17 protein-coding genes, 1 pseudogene and 1 other annotated feature are annotated in these 18,328 nt (G+C 43.9%); all 18 genes and pseudogenes read right to left on the bottom strand.

What is annotated here, in order from left to right; all coding sequences use genetic code 11:
* Nucleotides 1–168 precede the first annotated feature (168 nt).
* Nucleotides 169–351: a preprotein translocase subunit SecE gene (secE, locus tag V7201_RS10550; RefSeq protein ID WP_207503091.1), complete on the bottom strand. Its 183-nt coding sequence runs from the start codon at nucleotides 349–351 to the stop codon at nucleotides 169–171.
* A 54-nt stretch (nucleotides 352–405) separates the two neighbouring features.
* The gene (gene rpmG, locus V7201_RS10555; protein ID WP_207503092.1) at nucleotides 406–555 is read right to left on the bottom strand and encodes a 50S ribosomal protein L33; all 150 of its coding nucleotides are present in this window, start codon (nucleotides 553–555) and stop codon (nucleotides 406–408) included.
* Nucleotides 556–740: 185 nt separating this feature from the next.
* Complete coding sequence (sigH, locus tag V7201_RS10560; protein ID WP_335376693.1) at nucleotides 741–1,391, bottom strand: RNA polymerase sporulation sigma factor SigH; 651 nt, start codon at nucleotides 1,389–1,391, stop codon at nucleotides 741–743.
* Nucleotides 1,392–1,460: 69 nt separating this feature from the next.
* Nucleotides 1,461–1,970 (bottom strand): NYN domain-containing protein, encoded by a 510-nt coding sequence (locus V7201_RS10565; protein WP_335376694.1) that lies wholly within the window; start codon nucleotides 1,968–1,970, stop codon nucleotides 1,461–1,463.
* A gap of 2 nt (nucleotides 1,971–1,972) precedes the next feature.
* Nucleotides 1,973–2,731, bottom strand: coding sequence for a 23S rRNA (guanosine(2251)-2'-O)-methyltransferase RlmB (gene rlmB, locus V7201_RS10570; protein ID WP_335376708.1), 759 nt, complete (start codon nucleotides 2,729–2,731; stop codon nucleotides 1,973–1,975).
* A gap of 237 nt (nucleotides 2,732–2,968) precedes the next feature.
* Nucleotides 2,969–3,373, bottom strand: a complete 405-nt coding sequence (locus V7201_RS10575; protein WP_335376709.1) for a Mini-ribonuclease 3 — start codon at nucleotides 3,371–3,373, stop codon at nucleotides 2,969–2,971.
* 3 nt (nucleotides 3,374–3,376) lie between these two features.
* Nucleotides 3,377–4,774, bottom strand: coding sequence for a cysteine--tRNA ligase (gene cysS / locus V7201_RS10580; RefSeq protein ID WP_335376695.1), 1,398 nt, complete (start codon nucleotides 4,772–4,774; stop codon nucleotides 3,377–3,379).
* Complete coding sequence (cysE, locus tag V7201_RS10585; RefSeq protein WP_335376710.1) at nucleotides 4,764–5,414, bottom strand: serine O-acetyltransferase; 651 nt, start codon at nucleotides 5,412–5,414, stop codon at nucleotides 4,764–4,766. The genes cysS and cysE overlap by 11 nt, the downstream gene beginning before the upstream one ends.
* Nucleotides 5,415–5,524: 110 nt before the next feature.
* Nucleotides 5,525–5,760 (bottom strand) — a binding site (T-box leader).
* A 97-nt stretch (nucleotides 5,761–5,857) separates the two neighbouring features.
* Nucleotides 5,858–7,315 (bottom strand): glutamate--tRNA ligase, encoded by a 1,458-nt coding sequence (gene gltX / locus V7201_RS10590; RefSeq protein ID WP_335376696.1) that lies wholly within the window; start codon nucleotides 7,313–7,315, stop codon nucleotides 5,858–5,860.
* An 80-nt stretch (nucleotides 7,316–7,395) separates the two neighbouring features.
* Nucleotides 7,396–7,872: a 2-C-methyl-D-erythritol 2,4-cyclodiphosphate synthase gene (gene ispF, locus V7201_RS10595; protein WP_335376697.1), complete on the bottom strand. Its 477-nt coding sequence runs from the start codon at nucleotides 7,870–7,872 to the stop codon at nucleotides 7,396–7,398.
* A gap of 52 nt (nucleotides 7,873–7,924) precedes the next feature.
* Nucleotides 7,925–8,623 (bottom strand): 2-C-methyl-D-erythritol 4-phosphate cytidylyltransferase, encoded by a 699-nt coding sequence (gene ispD, locus V7201_RS10600; RefSeq protein ID WP_335376698.1) that lies wholly within the window; start codon nucleotides 8,621–8,623, stop codon nucleotides 7,925–7,927.
* 157 nt (nucleotides 8,624–8,780) lie between these two features.
* Nucleotides 8,781–9,866, bottom strand: a complete 1,086-nt coding sequence (locus V7201_RS10605) for a PIN/TRAM domain-containing protein (protein ID WP_335376699.1) — start codon at nucleotides 9,864–9,866, stop codon at nucleotides 8,781–8,783.
* 361 nt (nucleotides 9,867–10,227) lie between these two features.
* Nucleotides 10,228–11,301 (bottom strand): DNA integrity scanning diadenylate cyclase DisA, encoded by a 1,074-nt coding sequence (disA, locus tag V7201_RS10610; RefSeq protein ID WP_335376700.1) that lies wholly within the window; start codon nucleotides 11,299–11,301, stop codon nucleotides 10,228–10,230.
* A 4-nt stretch (nucleotides 11,302–11,305) separates the two neighbouring features.
* Nucleotides 11,306–12,685, bottom strand: a complete 1,380-nt coding sequence (radA, locus tag V7201_RS10615; RefSeq protein WP_335376701.1) for a DNA repair protein RadA — start codon at nucleotides 12,683–12,685, stop codon at nucleotides 11,306–11,308.
* Nucleotides 12,686–13,074: 389 nt separating this feature from the next.
* A complete protein-coding gene (gene clpC / locus V7201_RS10620; RefSeq protein WP_335376702.1) occupies nucleotides 13,075–15,513 on the bottom strand; it encodes an ATP-dependent protease ATP-binding subunit ClpC in 2,439 nt (812 codons plus the stop codon).
* Nucleotides 15,511–16,600, bottom strand: a pseudogene (locus V7201_RS10625) (protein arginine kinase); the annotation flags it as partial. The pseudogene V7201_RS10625 and the gene clpC, both read right to left, overlap by 3 nt.
* Before the next feature lie 2 nt (nucleotides 16,601–16,602).
* Entirely contained in the window at nucleotides 16,603–17,151 is a 549-nt protein-coding gene (locus V7201_RS10630) for a UvrB/UvrC motif-containing protein (protein WP_335376704.1), read from the bottom strand.
* Nucleotides 17,152–17,180: 29 nt separating this feature from the next.
* Nucleotides 17,181–17,642 (bottom strand): CtsR family transcriptional regulator, encoded by a 462-nt coding sequence (locus tag V7201_RS10635; RefSeq protein ID WP_335376705.1) that lies wholly within the window; start codon nucleotides 17,640–17,642, stop codon nucleotides 17,181–17,183.
* Nucleotides 17,643–18,328 lie beyond the last annotated feature (686 nt).

Consider the following 18,328-nt stretch of genomic DNA (forward strand, 5'->3'; position numbering starts at 1 on the left):
ACGCATCGTTAAACGAAACACTGCAGCCAGAACAGAAAAGCGCAGCGGCCGCGAGCCGAGGCTAGACAATCTGAATGCGATTTTTTCAACCAAATAAAAAACCCGTTATCCGGGCTTTTAACTTGTCCTGCGTTTTATATTCTCCATTATACCATGAGTGCTTAGTGGTTATTCAAGAATTAAGCGAATCAATTCAGAAATACCAAGGTCTAACACTGCAAAGAAAAGAGCAGCAAAAGCAACAGTAGACAAAACCGTAATTGTATAACGAGTCAGCTCTTTGCGCTTTGGCCAGCTGACCTTTCTCATTTCACGTCCAACTTCACTGAAAAAATTAGTGATGCGCTGCATTTTGTAACCTCCAACTTATCGGAATTCCATATGATGATGATCTATCTGAAAACCTTATTTAGTTTCCTTATGAACTGTGTGGGCACCGCAATTGCTGCAGTACTTTTTCAGCTCCAAACGTTCTGTTTGCGTTTGTTTATTGCTCGTAGTAGAATAATTTCGCGAGCCGCATTCTACACAAGCAAGAGTCACTTTTTTATTCATATCGACACCTGCTGACTAGCTCTTACCGTACATTTAATGCTATACAGACTGATAGCATTATGGAACTATACTTACGGAACAGCCATCTATTATATCTTTAAAAATGTAACACGGCTGCTAGATTGTGTCAATAAGTGGTTGGGAGATTAAAAGTCAGTTTTGCGGCTATTTTTTGGCAATTCAGCCTACACTGACAGCTCTCTCAGCTCAAGATACCTCTCAAGCTTCCGCTTTACTCTCTGGAGAGCGTTATCAATTGATTTGACATGCCTGTTAAGTTCTTCAGAAATTTCCTGATAGGATTGTCCGTCCAGATATAGGGCCAGAACCTTTCTCTCCAGGTCACTCAGCAGCTCCGACATTTTCACTTCTATTTGGTCAAATTCTTCCTGGTTAATAAATAATTCCTCGGGGTCCATCACTTTCGCGCCAGATAAAACATCCATCAGTGTCCTGTCCGATTCCTCATCGTAAATCGGCTTGTCCAATGAAACATACGAATTCAAAGGAATATGTTTTTGCCTCGTGGCGGTCTTGATTGCCGTAATGATCTGACGAGTGATGCATAGCTCGGCAAAAGCCTTGAAAGACGTCAGCTTGTCCTCTCGGAAGTCACGAATCGCCTTATATAAGCCGATCATTCCTTCTTGCACGATATCCTCTTTGTCGGCACCAATCAAAAAGTAGGAACGTGCCTTTGCCCGAACAAAATTCCTGTATTTGTGAATCAGATAATCAAGCGCGTCACTTTCTCCTCTGTGCACCGCTTCTACAATCTCTTCATCCTCTAACAATAAATAGGCTTCATTCAAACGATTACCGATGTCAGCACTCATCTTGATCCCCCCGCCCCGCACATACAGATAGAAATATTATACAGCAGGCTTTTTTAAGGCGTCAACAGGTCATTGCTCTCCTCTGCGCCATTTTTCAAAAATTTCTGCCACTTCTTCCGTAAGCGGTATCTTGGAACTGGGTTTTCTTTCTTGAATGATCTTCACGCTTTTTTCTATTTTTTTCTCAATCAGGTTTGTCTCAGTCAGCAGATCCCTTGCTGATTTCCTTAGAGCCCCTTGTCCAAAAATCGCCCATTGCTCCGTAAAATCCGAGGTCGCTACATGAATTTGCGTTTTTCGGTTGCTGAGTGCGATTGCTAATTTCTCTATGCGTTCATCAGCCGTTTCACTTTCTTTTGTAAAAATGACTTCAACCTTGTAGTTTTGATATTTTTTTTGTGTCCCTGAAACAAAATATGCGTCGAACACAATGATAACCCGATAGCCTGTATAGGCTTGATACTCAGCCATGATTTCCACCAGCCGGTCCCTGGCGGCAGAAAGCTCTTTCTTCTTCAAGCTGTTCAATTCCGGCCAGGCACCGATAATGTTGTAGCCGTCAACAAGCAGGATGTCCATGCCTATTCCCCTAGCGGGTGCCGTTTACGGTATACTTCATACATCAGCAGCGATGCAGCTACAGATGCGTTCAAGGACGTTACCTGCCCTACCATCGGAAGACTTAACAGGAAATCACACTTATCGCGGATGAGTCTGCCCATACCTTTTCCTTCACTGCCGATCACGAGGCCAAGAGGCAGTGTCCCATCCAAATCTCGGTAATCTTGTTTCGCCGAAGCATCTGTCCCGGCAATCCAGACACCTTTTTCTTTTAATTCATCGATTGTCCTTGCCATATTCGTCACTCTCACAACCGGTATATACTCGATCGCTCCAGTGGAGGCCTTGGCAACCGTTGCAGTCAGGCCAACCGCTCTTCTTTTTGGAATAATAATTCCATGAGCTCCTGACGCATCCGCAGTTCTCATGATCGATCCAAGGTTATGAGGATCCTCAATTTCATCTAAAAGCAAAAAGAACGGCGCCTCATTTTTCTTTTCTGCTGCTGCAAATAAATCCTCGATCTCCGCATATTCATAGGCTGCCACCTGGGCAATAACACCTTGATGAATACCATCGGCAATTTGGTCTATTTTCTTCTTTGGAACGAATTGGACCATGACATTTGCTTCCTTTGCCATCCCAATAACCTGCTGCATTTGTCCGCCCTGGGAACCTTCAGCGATGAGGATTTTATTAATATCCCGTTCAGATTTCAGCGCTTCAATGACTGGGTTTTTCCCGATAATGTAATCCTGGTTCGGGTCCTGGGTTTCAATTGGGTTTTGGTCATGCTTCTGCCTAGTGCCCTTGTCTGGTCTCTGCCCTTTATATGCATCCTGTTTTTGATATGGCTTCTTGTCCCGTTCCTGGCTTTGCTTCTGATTTTGTTCCTGAGTTTTTTTCGTGCTGCGGTTCCGGTCCTGTTTTTGGGCCTGGAACGGTTCCTGTTTCTTATTCGGTCTCGGGTTCCGGCTCTGTTTCTGTTTCTGGCTCATGTGGAATGTTCCTCCCATCTATTCTTCAGCAAGTGCAAATACCGTAGTAATCAGTTCTTCGATCCGTTCCTCATTGCCTGCAAGATACAGAGAACCGATCAATGCCTCAAATGCTGTGCTGTAACGGTAAGTTTGGACATCGGTGTTTTTTGGGACAGATCCTGATTTCGCATTGCGTCCTCTTTTTACAATCGTTATTTCTGATTCGGACAAAGCCTCCATTTCAAACAGCTTATGGAGAAATTTTGCCTGTGATTTTGCCGATACATATGCTGTCGCTTCTTTATGCAGCTGGTTTGGCCTTACCTTGCCGCTTTGCAGCAGGTGATGCCGGACATATAGTTCAAATACGGCATCACCCATATAGGCTAGAGCAAGACTGTTCAATTGTTTTTCATCCACTTTTTGTTCATAATGCAGCATCATCTAGCCTCTTTTCCATCTGATGCCTTGCGGAGTATCTTCAATGATGATGTTCATTTCCTTCAGCTGATCGCGAATCTCATCCGCAAGCTTGAAGTCTCTGTCTTTTCGGGCCTGTGTACGCTTTTCGATCAGCGCTTCAATCTCTTCATCAAGCAGTTCTTCGTCCTTTAATGACAGGCCAAGGACACCGAAGAGTGTTTCAAATTCATCCATGAATGCTTTTATTACTTCTACAGAAGTATTTTTCTCCATCAAATACAGATTCGATAACTTGGAAAGTTCAAAGAGGTTTGACACCCCGTTTGCCGTATTGAAATCATCATCCATATCCTTGATGAATTGCTCATGGAGCGATGCAATTTTATCAAGCCATTCCTGATTATTCTCGGTCAGGTTTGCACTGGCTTCCATACGGTGTTTCAAATTCTGGTAAGATGTTTTCAAGCGTTCAAAGGCAGCCTTTGTATTTTCGAGCAGCTCTTCGCTGTAGTTAATCGGATTGCGGTAATGCACGGAAAGCATGAAGAATCTTAATACTTGTGGATCATGCTTTTTGATGATGTCATGCACTGTGACAAAATTGCCAAGTGATTTTGACATTTTTTCATTGTCGATATTGATATAGCCATTGTGCATCCAATAGCGGGCAAATGTTTTGCCAGTTAAAGCCTCTGACTGGGCAATCTCATTTTCGTGGTGAGGGAACGCTAAATCCTGTCCGCCAGCATGGATATCGATTGTATCCCCTAGATATTCCCGAGCCATAGCCGAGCATTCGATGTGCCAGCCTGGACGGCCTTTGCCCCACGGGCTCTCCCAGGAGATTTCTCCTTCCTTCGCTGTTTTCCAAAGCACGAAATCGAGGGCATCCTGCTTCTTTTCACCAACCTGGATTCTTGCTCCTACCTTCAATTCATCAATCGATTGGTGTGAAAGCTTCCCATACTCATCGAATTTCTTCGTGCGGTAATAGACGTCACCGCCTGATTCATATGCAAAGCCTTTCTCGACCAATGCACTGATAAAATCAATGATCAGGTCCATCGTTTCGGTTACCCTTGGATGAACATCTGCTTTTTTGCAGCCAAGGGCGTGAACATCTTCAAAATAGGCATTGATGAAACGTTGTGCGATTGCCGGAACGTCTTCACCCAATTCGTTTGCAGCCTTGATCAGCTTATCATCCACATCTGTAAAATTTGATACAAAACGAACATCATAGCCACGGAATTCCAGATAGCGCCGAACTGTATCGAATACTATAGCCGGACGGGCATTTCCAATATGAATGTAGTTATAGACAGTAGGTCCGCAAACATACATTTTAACTTTTCCCTCTTCTAGAGGGATAAACTCGTCTTTATTTCTAGTTAATGTGTTATAGATTTTAATACCCATTTCCCATGCCCCTTCCTTGCTTCGCTTCTTCCAGTTCTTTTCTCAGTCTAGACAGCTCTTCCTCGATATCCTTGCATCTGTCAGATACAGGATCCGGCAAATCCCGGTGATTCAGGTCCTTTTTGATCCTGACGCCATCCTGGATGACGATTTTGCCTGGTATTCCGACAACGGTTGAATTTGGCGGGACATCCTTGAGAACGACAGATCCAGCACCCACCTTAGAATTTTCTCCAATCGTGATCGAACCTAATACCTTTGCACCTGTCGCGATCAGCGCATTGTCTTTTACTGTCGGGTGTCGTTTGCCTTTTTCCTTCCCCGTTCCACCAAGTGTGACTCCCTGGAATACTGTTACATTATCGCCAATTTCACATGTTTCCCCGATGACGACTCCCATCCCGTGATCGATAAAGAAACGCCTGCCTATCTTGGCTCCCGGGTGGATCTCAATCCCCGTGAAAAAGCGGCTAATTTGCGAAATGACTCTCGCGATAAAATAAAATTTCCGTTTGTAGAATGCATGTGCTAATCGATGAGACCAAATGGCATGCAACCCGGAATAAGTAAGAATCACTTCGAGAGCGCTTCTGGCTGAAGGATCCTGGTCAAAGACCACATCTATATCTTCTTTGATCATTTTAAACACGGTGAAATCCCCCTTTTCCAATGAATTTTTTAATCAATCGGCCTCAGCGTTTGGCCAACTGCTGACCTAGCAGCAAAATAAAAAGCGCCCCTGTCGTAAACGACAGAGACGCTTGGATGCGCGGTTCCACTCTGTTTAGGTCTGCAACATAATATGCAGCCTCAACTTTAGCCTGTTAACGGGAGGTCCCGCCCAATACTACTATGACAGCTGCTGTCTGTTCGTAAAGGGACTCAGAGGCGCATTTCAAACAATGAGAGGCCTGAACCACTTTCAGCCGGTGATGGTTCTCTCTAATAAGCGTCATTCTTCTACTTTTCCTCTTCAACACTTTAAATGTATGGAATTACTCTTACTATATTATATTTTTGTTCATCTGTTAACTAAAAGAACTTAAAAAAGTTATTGGCCCAAGCTTAATGCTAAAAAGTCAATTAGCCCAACAGCTTTGTGACTCTTTCCATCACTTTTTCTTTTCCGATCAATTCCATTGCTAGCATCAGATCTGGACCATGAGTCTGGCCTGTTGCAGCAGCCCTGACAGGCATGAACAGCTTTTGGCCTTTTTGGCCAGTCGCTTTTTGGACAGCCTTAACTGCTGCTTTGATTGCATCAGCCTTGAATTCCTCGAGCTGCTCGATTTCTGCAAGGAAAGCTCTCAAAACCTCTGGAACCTGCTCACCAGCAAGGACTTCTTTTGCTTCCTCATCATAGTTTACCTCATCGCGGAAAAATAAATCCGACATCTGGACGATTTCTGCTCCGAAGCTCATTTTATCGTGATAAAGGGAAATCAGGCCGCGAACCCATGCATTCTCTTCCTCAGTGCGGTTTTCATTGACCTTTCCAGCTTTCACTAGGTGTGGAAGTGCAAGTTCTACTACGCGGTCCAAATCAGCTTTTTTCATATACTGGTTGTTCATCCACGCAAGCTTTTGCTGATCAAACAAGGCAGGAGATTTTGAAAGTCTTGCCGGGTCAAAAATCTCAATGAATTCTTCTTTCGAGAAGATTTCCTCTTCACCTGATGGAGACCATCCAAGTAATGTGATGAAATTGAATAATGCTTCAGGAAGGTACCCAAGATCTTCGTACTGCTCAATGAACTGGATGATCGATTCGTCACGCTTGCTAAGCTTCTTGCGGCTTTCATTGACAATCAGCGTCATATGGCCGAACACAGGCGGCTCCCAGCCAAATGCTTCATAGATCACCAGCTGCTTCGGTGTGTTTGAAATATGGTCATCTCCGCGAAGAACGTGAGAGATCTTCATCAAATGGTCATCAAGGACAACAGCATAGTTATAAGTAGGCGTGCCATCCTTCTTCACGATGACAAAGTCGCCCATACCATCAGATTCAAAGCTTACCTGGCCTTTAACCATATCTTCAAATGCGATAATTTTGCCTGCAGGCACCTTGAAGCGGAGGCTAGGCTGGCGTCCTTCTTTTTCAAACTGCTCCTGCTGCTCTTTAGTCAAATGGCGGCACTTGCCAGAATAATGAGGAGTCTCATTGCGGGCAGCCTGCTCTTCACGTTCTGCCTCCAGCTCTTCTTCTGTGCAGTAACATTTATAAGCAAGACCTTTTTCAAAAAGCTCCTGATTGTATGTTTCATAAATATGGTTACGTTCTGATTGGCGGTATGGGCCGTATTCTCCGCCAACATCCACGCTCTCATCCCAGTCGATGCCAAGCCATTTAAGGTACTTAAGCTGGCTTTGCTCCCCGCCTTCGATATTGCGTTTCTTGTCTGTATCTTCAATGCGGATGATGAACTTTCCGCCTCTGTTCCGTGCGAATAAATAATTAAAAAGTGCTGTACGGGCGTTCCCGATATGTAAATGCCCCGTCGGACTCGGCGCATAACGCACTCGAATATCTGATGACATAGTGAATCCTCCTCTAATATTGCTGTCCATTATTGTATCATTTCCAATGGGAAAAGCGGAAGTAGCTCAGATGATTGGTTTTACACTTTTTTTAGTAAAACAACAGCCTGGGCGGCTATGCCTTCTTCCCTGCCTGCGAAACCTAGCTTTTCTGTCGTTGTCGCCTTCACATTCACCTGGTCAGGAGCCCCCTCTAATAGAGCAGCAATCCTTTGGCGCATCGGCTCGATATGCGGCGCCATCTTTGGTTTTTGGGCGATGATTGTGCAGTCGATATTCACAAGCTCATATCCTTTTTCCTTAACGATACCCCACACATGCTCAAGCAATTTGGCGGAATCCGCATCCTTGAATTCAGGGTCAGTATCCGGGAAATGCCTGCCGATATCCCCTTCCCCAATCGCTCCAAGGACTGCATCTGCCACTGTATGTAAAAGCACATCCGCATCAGAGTGCCCTAATAGCCCCTTTTCATAGGGAATTGTTATTCCGCCAATAATCAGCGGCCGTCCTTCCGTCAGCTGGTGTACATCGAATCCTTGTCCTATACGAAACATATAAATAACTCCTTTTAAGGCTTTATTTTTTTACGTTAATCCTGCTATGAAGCTATTTCATTCCTGCATCTTTGCGTTTGCGCAAAATGGCTTCAGCAAAATATAAATCCTCAGGTGTGGTCAGCTTAATATTATCATAGTCACCTTCAATGATGGCGACTTGATGTGGAAGCCTTTCGACAAGACTGGATTCGTCCGTCCCAATAAATTGTTCGCTCAAAGCCTTCTTTTGCGCTTTAAGCAAAATGGAAACGCGAAAAGCCTGCGGGGTCTGGACTGCCCACAAGCTTGAGCGCTCAACCGTTTCGATTACCTGGCTGTTCACCGCTTTTTTGATCGTATCTTTAACCGGTACCGCAACGATTGCGCCGCCCTCATTGCTGGCTGCTTCCACTAGCGCATGGATCGTTTCTGCTTTTATAAAAGGCCGAGCTGCATCATGCACAAGCACAACACCCTCAAATGATCCGAGCGCATTCAGCCCGTTATATACACTGTCCTGCCGTTCCTTACCGCCGATGACGAGCGAAGATACTTTATGAATCCCGTATTCTTTCAATAATCGCTTAAATTCAGCCTCATCATCCGGATGGATGGGGAGAATGATACCCGCGCATTCCGGATCAGCTTCAAAAACCTTTAATGTATGGATGAGAACTGGTACTCCTTCAAGTGTTAAAAGAAGCTTGTTTTTCCCTGCTCCCATTCTCTTGCCTTGCCCCGCTGCCGGGATAATGACCTGATAAGGCATACGAAAACTCCAATCTATTTTTTACAGATGAACGGGCAGCTAAGACCCCAGCTTCAGTCCTTCAAGAAGGCAAGCGGGGCATAACTGCCCATAAATGCTGACTCATCCATTTAGTCATGAATGGGAGAAACCCCAAACGATAAATGGATGAACCAAATTATAATGCTTTTTCCAATAATTTTGGCTTCGCAAAAATCATCCTGCCTGCAGATGTCTGCAGCACACTCGTTACAAGCACATCAATTCGCTTCCCGATATAGTCGCGACCTTCCTCGACAACGATCATCGTGCCGTCGTCAAGATATGCAACACCCTGATTGTGTTCTTTTCCATCCTTGATTACCTGGATGTTCATTTCTTCCCCTGGAAGGACCACCGGTTTAACCGCATTTGCAAGGTCATTGATATTCAGCACCGCAACTTTCTGCAATTCACAAACTTTGTTCAAATTGAAATCATTCGTTACTACAACACCGTTTGTCAGCTTCGCAAGTTTCACAAGCTTGCTGTCAACTTCCTGAATATCATCAAAGTCGCCTTCATAAATCTCTACCTTAATCCTAAGCTCCTTTTGGATACGGTTAAGGATGTCCAATCCGCGGCGGCCGCGATTTCGCTTTAGCACGTCGGATGAATCAGCAATATGCTGCAGCTCTTCAAGGACAAATTGCGGGATTACGATGATACCTTCAAGAAAACCAGTTTGACAGATATCAGCAATCCTTCCATCAATAATCACACTTGTATCAAGAATTTTCCATTCTCTTGCACGCTCTTCTTTTTCAACCTCTTCTTCATTGCCTTTTTTCTTCGATTTGGAAAATAAACCAAGCAGCTCATCACGTTTCTTGAATCCCACCTGGAATCCAAGATAACCAAATAAAAGAGTAAGGAGCGTTGGGGCAACTGTATTTACAATCGGAACCTGGATTGCATTAAGGGCAAAGCCAACTAAAAACGCTACTAGCAAACCAAAGAAAAGACCCACACTGCCAAAAATAACATCAGTGATTGGCGCCTTGAGCAGCGATTCTTCAGCCCACTTCACAAAATTGGTCACATGGTCAACAGCCCAAAAAGTAAGAAGATAAAAAATAAGTGCGCCCAAAATAGCTGTAACATAAGGATTATTGATGAGAGTCATGTCTCCCATTTTCATTAACGATAATAAATCAGGAATTAAGAATATACCAAGCGTTCCCCCAATGATCAGGAAGCAGGCTTGAATGATACGTCTTAACATCCTTTCACCTCCTTTTACTCATTATAAACAACTTCTAAAATTTGAAACCCTGCTTATGGATAAGATTTTCTTATTATGCTGTTTTCACAAGCCTGTTGTTTTTGGTGATCAGACAAGTATTAAAATAGCAATAAAATACGTGCTAAGCCTTCATTATTGCATTTCTTAAAGACCGAACCCAATTCGTCCAAAGCACAGGCCCAAAAGATAATACGTTTTAATCGGCATAAAAGTTACGTAATCAGCTTAACTATTTTAAGAAAAAATATCATCCTTCTATTTCTAAGATTAACTCTTCCTTAAAAGTAGCATCGGGCTATATCGGTGTCAATTTAAAAGCAGTTCCGTCAAATAGCTTAAATTACATCTGGCGGTCTGCCATCAGCTGGTCCCTAATCAGTTTAAATCCTTCTTTTATTTTTCGGGCTCTGACTTCACCAATTCCTTCAACATCATCTAATTCCTCAACCGATGCCGAAATCAAATTTGTGAACTTATTGAACCTTTTGATTAAATTTTCGACGATGATCATCGGCAGTCTCGGAATCTTATTCAGCATTCGGTAGCCTCTTGGGCAAATAAATTCATCCATATGGACATAACCCTGATAGCCAAGCAGTTTTAAAATCGTCGTATCTTCGATGACGCCGGCTTTTGAAAGCTCCTGGAATCGCGCCAGCACTTCCTCTGCCTTCACATCGCTCTCTGCAGAATAATCCTTGATGACTAGCAGGGCCTCTTTCTCTATTTCAGACAAAAGCTCGTGCATCTGCAGACGAATCAGCCTGCCCTCCATCCCAAGCTCACTCAAATAAGATAATAGCTCGGTCTTGATTCTTAATACCATTTCAAATCGATGGATGACCTGCAGCAAATCATTATAGGTAACCAAATCTTCGAATTCCAGGATCCCAAGATTCGTAATGCTTTTCTCAAGAACAACCTTGTACTTTTCAAGCGTCTGGATTGCCTGGTTTGCCTTCGTTAAAATAACCCCGATTTCCTTCAAGGCATAGCGTAGGTTCCCCTGATACAGAGTAATGACATTCCTCCGCTGGGATATCGCAATAACAAGGGCTTTCGTCTGTCTTGCAACCCTTTCTGCCGTCCTGTGCCTCATCCCCGTCTCCGTCGATGGCACACCAGTATCCGGAGCAAGCTGTGCATTCGCGAACAAAATTTTGCTGCCAGTTTCATTCAAGATAATCGCGCCATCCATCTTGGCAAGCTCATATAAAAAACTCGGGCTGAACCTGCAATTGATTTCAAATCCGCCATCCACAAGATTTTTGACTTTTTCATTGTAGCCAAAGACAATCAGCCCGCCCGTATTGGCACGTAGTACATTATCAATCCCATCTCTGACTGGTGTTCCCGGAGCGATAAATTGCAGGATTTCAGCTAATTCCTTTTCTTCGAAGCTTTTATTCTCCAATCCATCAACCCCCTAAGGTGACTTTTAATGCATGGCTGACAGATGTAACGCCGATTAGCTCTACTCCTTTAGGTGGAGTCCATCCGCCAAGATTATTTTCCGGTAAAATGATTCTTTCAAAACCAAGCTTAGCAGCTTCCTGGACACGCTGCTCAATCCTTGAAACCCTTCTGACTTCCCCAGTCAGGCCTACCTCACCGATGATACAATCTGATGCCCGGGTAGGCTTATCCCGGAAGCTCGAAGCGATGCTGACAGCGACAGCAAGATCGATTGCCGGTTCATCCAGCTTCACTCCGCCGGCTACCTTCAAATAAGCATCCTGGTTCGCTAGCAGCAGCCCGACACGTTTCTCTAGCACAGCCATCAGCAGCGACACCCGGTTATGGTCAATCCCTGTGGCCATTCTTCTCGGATTTCCAAAGCTCGTAGGAGAGATCAGCGCCTGGATTTCTACCAAAACAGGACGCGTCCCTTCCATAGATGCTACAACAGTAGAGCCCGAAGCACCCTGGGAACGCTCTTCTAAAAAGATTTCAGATGGATTAGCGACCTCTTCCAAGCCAGCTTCCTTCATCTCGAATATACCCATCTCATTCGTAGAACCAAAGCGATTCTTGACCGCCCGCAGGATCCTGTATGTATGATGTCTTTCCCCTTCAAAATACAGAACAGTATCCACCATATGCTCAAGCAGACGAGGGCCGGCTATGGAGCCTTCCTTGGTGACATGTCCGACGATGAAAATAGCGATACCTTTTGTTTTAGCGATCCTCATCAGTTCCGCCGTACATTCCCTAACCTGCGAAACACTTCCCGGAGCAGAAGTCACTTCAGGGTGAAAAATAGTTTGAATCGAGTCGACAATGACAAAATCAGGCTTTGTATTTTCAATTGTCAGGCTGATTTCATGCAAATTAGTCTCTGAATATACGAGTAAATTAGACGAAGTAGCTCCAAGACGGTCAGCCCGCAGCTTTGTTTGTCTCATGGATTCTTCACCAGATATATAGAGAACGGAGTGATCCTTTTTTGCCAGCTGGTACGAGACCTGAAGCAAAAGCGTCGATTTGCCTATTCCCGGATCCCCGCCAATCAAAACGAGGGAACCCCTGACAACTCCACCTCCAAGTACCCTGTTCAATTCATTTGAATCCGTCGTAATACGCGGCTCGCTGACAGTCTCAATCGAAGTAATCGGAGTCGCCTTTGCCGCTACTGAAGAGCCGGCAGCATTCGTAAACGCTCCTCGCCGATTGGACCCAGTGCTCTCCACTTCCTCTACCATCTTGTTCCACTGCCCGCATCCAGGACATTTCCCCATCCATTTTGCAGATTCATAGCCGCATTCCTGGCACATGAATTTTGTTTTTCTTTTTGCCATTTTCTTAGCCTCGCCATCTATCAATAAAAAGTATTATCTCTATTTTAATGCTAAACATTCATTAAAAGAAATGTTTGGAACTGAAGTAAACATGTAAAATTTTCTGCTTTAAATATTTATGCTCATCAGATTATGAACCCTTTATAAACTGGACTGATTTGATGACTCTTATAAGGTTAAATCATGAGCTTTAGTTGTTCTATCGCATACCAATATTGCAGTCTGAAGACCATTTCGCCCACGAAATTGTTCTCAGGTATCTTACGACGACAACTCATTTGCTTTTTCGCACCTCGAGTTGTTCTCGGAACCGTTACCGCAAAAATCAGTAAAAAAGGGGTACACGTAGTTGATGTACGTATACCCCTTATTTTAACCTGATAAGCAATTTAAGCCTTTGCAGAACCTTCTGGCGTTTTTACGACGAACTCGCCATTTTCCACATCAATAATGACATTTTGGCCTGTAAGGACTGTACCCTTTAGCAATTCTTCAGATAGCTGATCCTCAATATGTTTCTGGATTGCCCGGCGTAATGGACGGGCACCATACTCTGGATCGTAGCCTTCTTCCGAAATTTTTTCTTTAGCTGCATCCGTCAAATCAAGAGTGATCTCCTGCTCCTTCAGACGCTTCACTAGCTGGTCGGACATCAATGTCACGATCTCCTTCAGATGCGGTTTCTCCAGTGCATGGAAGACAATAATTTCATCGATACGGTTTAGGAACTCCGGACGGAAGGCTTTTTTCAGCTCTTCCATTACCTTGCCCTTCATATCCTTATAATCCTGCGCTCCATCCTGGATGTTGAAGCCAACGTATTTGTTGCGCTTCAACGCTTCAGCTCCGACATTTGATGTAAGGATCATGATTGTATTGCGGAAATCGACTGTACGTCCCTTAGAATCAGTCAACCGGCCATCTTCAAGGACTTGAAGCAAAATATTGAACACATCAGGATGTGCTTTTTCGATTTCATCAAGCAAGATGACGGAATAAGGTTTTCTGCGAACCTTTTCAGTCAGCTGGCCGCCTTCATCGTATCCTACATATCCCGGAGGTGAACCAACGAGTCGGGAAGTCGAATGCTTCTCCATGTACTCCGACATATCCACGCGGATCATTGCATCTTCATCGCCAAACATCGATTCAGCAAGTGCTCTTGCCAATTCCGTTTTACCTACACCTGTAGGACCCAGGAAGATGAATGAACCAATCGGACGTTTAGGATCTTTCAATCCTGCGCGGGCACGTCTTACAGCTTTAGAAACAGCCTTAACTGCTTCCTCCTGCCCGATGACGCGAGAGTGCAGGATTTCTTCAAGGTTCAACAGCTTATCCGTTTCAGTTTGGGCAAGCTTTGTAACAGGGATATTCGTCCAGCTGGATACAACATTCGCAATATCCTCGACTGTAACCTCGCTATTTTCCTTACCCTGTTTTTCTTTCCACGTTTTCTTCGTATTTTCAAGCTGTTCACGCAGGCGCTGTTCTGTATCCCTTAAAGAAGCAGCTTTTTCAAACTCCTGGCTTTGTACAGAAGCATCCTTTTCCTTGCGCACTTCCTCCAGCTTCACCTCAAGCTCCTTAAGGTTCGGCGGAGTAGTGTAAGAGCGCAGGCGCACCTTAGAACCAGCTTCGTCAATCAAGTCAATTGCTTTATCCGGAAGGAAACGGTCAGAGATATAACGGTCAGACAGCTTTACTGCCGCTTCAATCGCCGCATCCGTAATCGATACTCTATGGTGGGCTTCATAACGATCTCTAAGCCCTTTTAAAATCTGGACGGATTCCTCAGCGGTTGGTTCATCAACTGTAATAGGCTGGAAACGTCTCTCTAATGCGGCGTCTTTTTCAATATATTTACGGTATTCATCCAGTGTGGTTGCCCCGATGCATTGCAGCTCACCGCGAGCAAGTGACGGCTTAAGGATGTTTGATGCATCAATAGCACCTTCCGCTCCACCAGCACCAATCAATGTATGAAGCTCATCGATGAACAGAATGATGTTGCCCGCCTGGCGGATTTCATCCATAACCTTTTTCAGACGGTCTTCAAATTCACCACGGTATTTAGTTCCTGCTACAACAGTTCCCATATCAAGAGTCATAACGCGCTTATCTCGAAGAATCTCAGGAACTTCATTATTCACGATTTGCTGTGCCAACCCTTCAGCAATCGCTGTTTTACCTACACCAGGCTCCCCGATCAATACAGGGTTGTTCTTTGTCCGGCGGCTAAGCACCTCGATAACTCTCTGGATTTCCTTACTTCGGCCGATAACAGGGTCAAGGCTTCCTTCTCTGGCAATCGCAGTTAAGTCCCTTGCAAGGCTATCAAGCGTCGGTGTGTTGGCATTTGCTGCTCCGCCCCCTTGATGCCCAGATGTTTCATTGCTGCCTAACAATTGCAGCACTTGCTGGCGTGCTTTATTTAAGCTTACCCCCAGGTTATTCAGCACTCTGGCAGCAACACCTTCTCCTTCACGGATCAGACCAAGAAGAATATGCTCAGTGCCAACATAAGAGTGTCCAAGTTTTCTTGCTTCATCCATTGAAAGCTCGATGACCTTCTTGGCTCTTGGCGTATAGTGAATGGTCTGGGAAGTTTCCTGGCCTCGGCCAATCAGGTTCTCAACTTCCTTTTGGATTTTCTCGGCACCTAGACCAAGTCCGTATAATGCCTTCGCCGCAATTCCTTCTCCTTCACGCACAAGGCCAAGTAAGATGTGTTCTGTACCGATATTGTTATGTCCAAGGCGGATTGCCTCTTCCTGTGCGAGTGCCAATACTTTCTGTGCTCTCTCTGTAAATCGTCCAAACATCATAAGATCATCCTCCTGACTCTTCTTTTGTTTCCATTATTAATCGTTCTCTTATTAAAGCAGCTCTGCGGATATCCCTTTCGTTTGGCCGGAGCGGCCCGCCCGCATACTGCTGTAAAAACCCTGGTTGAGTTAAAATCATCAGTTCATTTAAAATTGATTTTGATATATTTTTTATATACCTCATATCAATGCCAAGCCGCAGGTCTGACAGGCATCGGGCAGCTTCCTTCGTTTCAATGATCCGGCTGTTTGCCAAAATTCCATATGAACGAAAGACTCTGTCTTCTAATTGTATGTTAGAAGTTTTCGCTAATGCTTCCCGGGCTGACCTTTCCTGAGATATTATCTGGCTTACCACGCTTTTCAGGTCTTCTACAATGTCTTCTTCTGATTTTCCTAATGTGATTTGATTGGAGATTTGAAAAATATTACCGAGAGCTTCACTGCCCTCGCCGTATATACCCCTTACCACCAAACCAAGCTGATTAATCGCCGGCACAATCCTGTTCATTTGCTGCGTCATGACCAAACCTGGAAGGTGCATCATGACTGAAGCCCTTAGACCCGTTCCAACGTTTGTCGGGCAGCTGGTCAAATAACCAAATTTTTCATCGAAAGCATAATTCACATGCTCTTCCAGCCAATCATCAATCTCATTTGCAGCCTTCAAGGCTTCCGTCAGCTGGAATCCAGGGAATAAACATTGAATTCTCAAATGATCTTCTTCGTTGATCATAATGCTGATCTCTTCATTTTCGGATAAAAGACATGCACCATGGATGCCGTTTTCGGCAAGATGGGGACTAATTAAATGTTTCTCGACAAGTACTCTTTTTTGTAATTGTGGGATCTCATCCATCTTTATCATTTCTAGATGCTCAACGATTGGAATGTGGCTATTGTTTACCCGTTCCGTTATTGTGTCAATGACTGCCTCAGCTTCACCGTTAGTAAACAACGTAGGAAAATTGAATTCATCAAGGTTTCTGGCAAAACGGATTCGAGAGCTGAGGACAATGTCAGAATCAGGTCCATCATCACTCATCCAGGAGCTGACTGCCTGACTGATAAACTTCTCTAATGACAAGTCTACTCCCCTCCCTCTTGCTTCCCTGCTAATTTCCTTTCGAGATCTCTTATCTGGTCCCGAGTCTCAGCAGCTTTTTCGAATTCTTCATCTGAGATAAGATTTTTCAATGTTTGCTTTAAATCATCAACTGTTTTTCGTAAATGGATATCCCCGCCGATCCTTTTAGGGATTTTTCCATTATGCGTGTAATTCCCGCTATGGAGCCTTCTAATGATGGGAGTCAGCTGATCCCTGAAGGCATCGTAGCAAGTTGCACATCCAAACCTGCCGACTTTCACAAACTGAGGAAAAGTCATTGAACATTGCGGACATTGAAGGATTTCCTCCGCATGGAAGGCTTCCTTCTTTTCCTCCGTAAAACCTGGCTGCATATTCAACAATCCGGCAAGCAGGCTATTGATCGAAAAAACTGGTCCGTTGTTCATCATAAACATTTCGCCTTTTTCCTGTGCACACCGTTCACATAAATGCAGCTCAGTTTTTTCGCCGTTTAAAAAATTCGTGAAGTGCAGCGTTGCCGGCCTCTGATTACACTCTTGGCAGATCATGCCCTCACCTCTTTACCTCTGTTCTGATATTATTTATATTTCAATGCCATCAACATTGCCTTTAGCATTCTCGAGCGAAGCTCATCCCGCAGCGGGAGTTCAATATACAGAACAGATCTGTCTAAAACGCTAAGCATGATTTTCGCCTCGCGGTTTGTCACGACATCTTCCTCCACTAAACGGTAAATGACATCTTCAGCACTGCTTTGAGGAATCCGTGTGTGAATCAAAGACAATAAATCATCAATCAAGTGTGCATGATCATAAACCTGGACTTTGATGATACGGATATATCCGCCTCCGCCCCGCTTACTTTCAACAAGGTAACCTCGTTCAATCGTGAATCTAGTATTGATGACATAATTGATCTGGGACGGCACGCATTGAAATTTATCGGCGATTTCGCTACGCTTGATTTCAACGATATCCTGGTCGCTCATTTCCAAAACCTGCTTGAGGTAATGTTCTATGATGTCCGATATATTCCTCACTAAACCTCCCCCTATCTGACTTTGACTATATTTGACTTTAATTATACAAAAAAATTTTTACCCTTGCAATTAATGCATCTGTATTTATTTTCGCCAAATTTATGTATGCCAAAACCTGCTAAGTGGGGGTGTTGGTTATTATACCCATTTTAATTAGAGTGGAAACTTGTCACCGTGGCGAATGAAAAAGTTTTTTGGGAACGGTTCTTCTGTTTCAGGTTTTTCTACAAGTAATGCTATAAATAGGGAATATGGGTTTAACTAGTGAAAAAAGCATTCCAAATGGTGATATATCGTTACTAGCTGTTGATATATCCATATAAACTAGTAAATAATTATTTCTCAAATGAAATGACGGGTTTTGACTCTTAAACCCTGTACAAAATGCACAATTAAATAGACAAACTATAAAAATGGGCTTTATAAGGAAAGGATTAAAAACAACAGTTTAAATATAAAAAAAGTTATAAGCGAATGGTTTTTTAGGTTAGATTAAACACGGAAACCAATTTAAACTTGGCAACTCAGATTCTAATTCCGATTTCCCCATATAAGACTGTTGAATGCCAATGGAAAACCAATAAGACGACTACATTTTTATTAACTGGATACGATTTTTGATTTTACATTCCTGAAGAAACAAAAAAAAGAACAGCCATTACAGCTGTTCCTTCCTTCATGTGCCC

This window comes from Bacillus sp. JJ1122, assembly GCF_036964885.1.
Lineage (GTDB): Bacteria > Bacillota > Bacilli > Bacillales > Cytobacillaceae > Mesobacillus.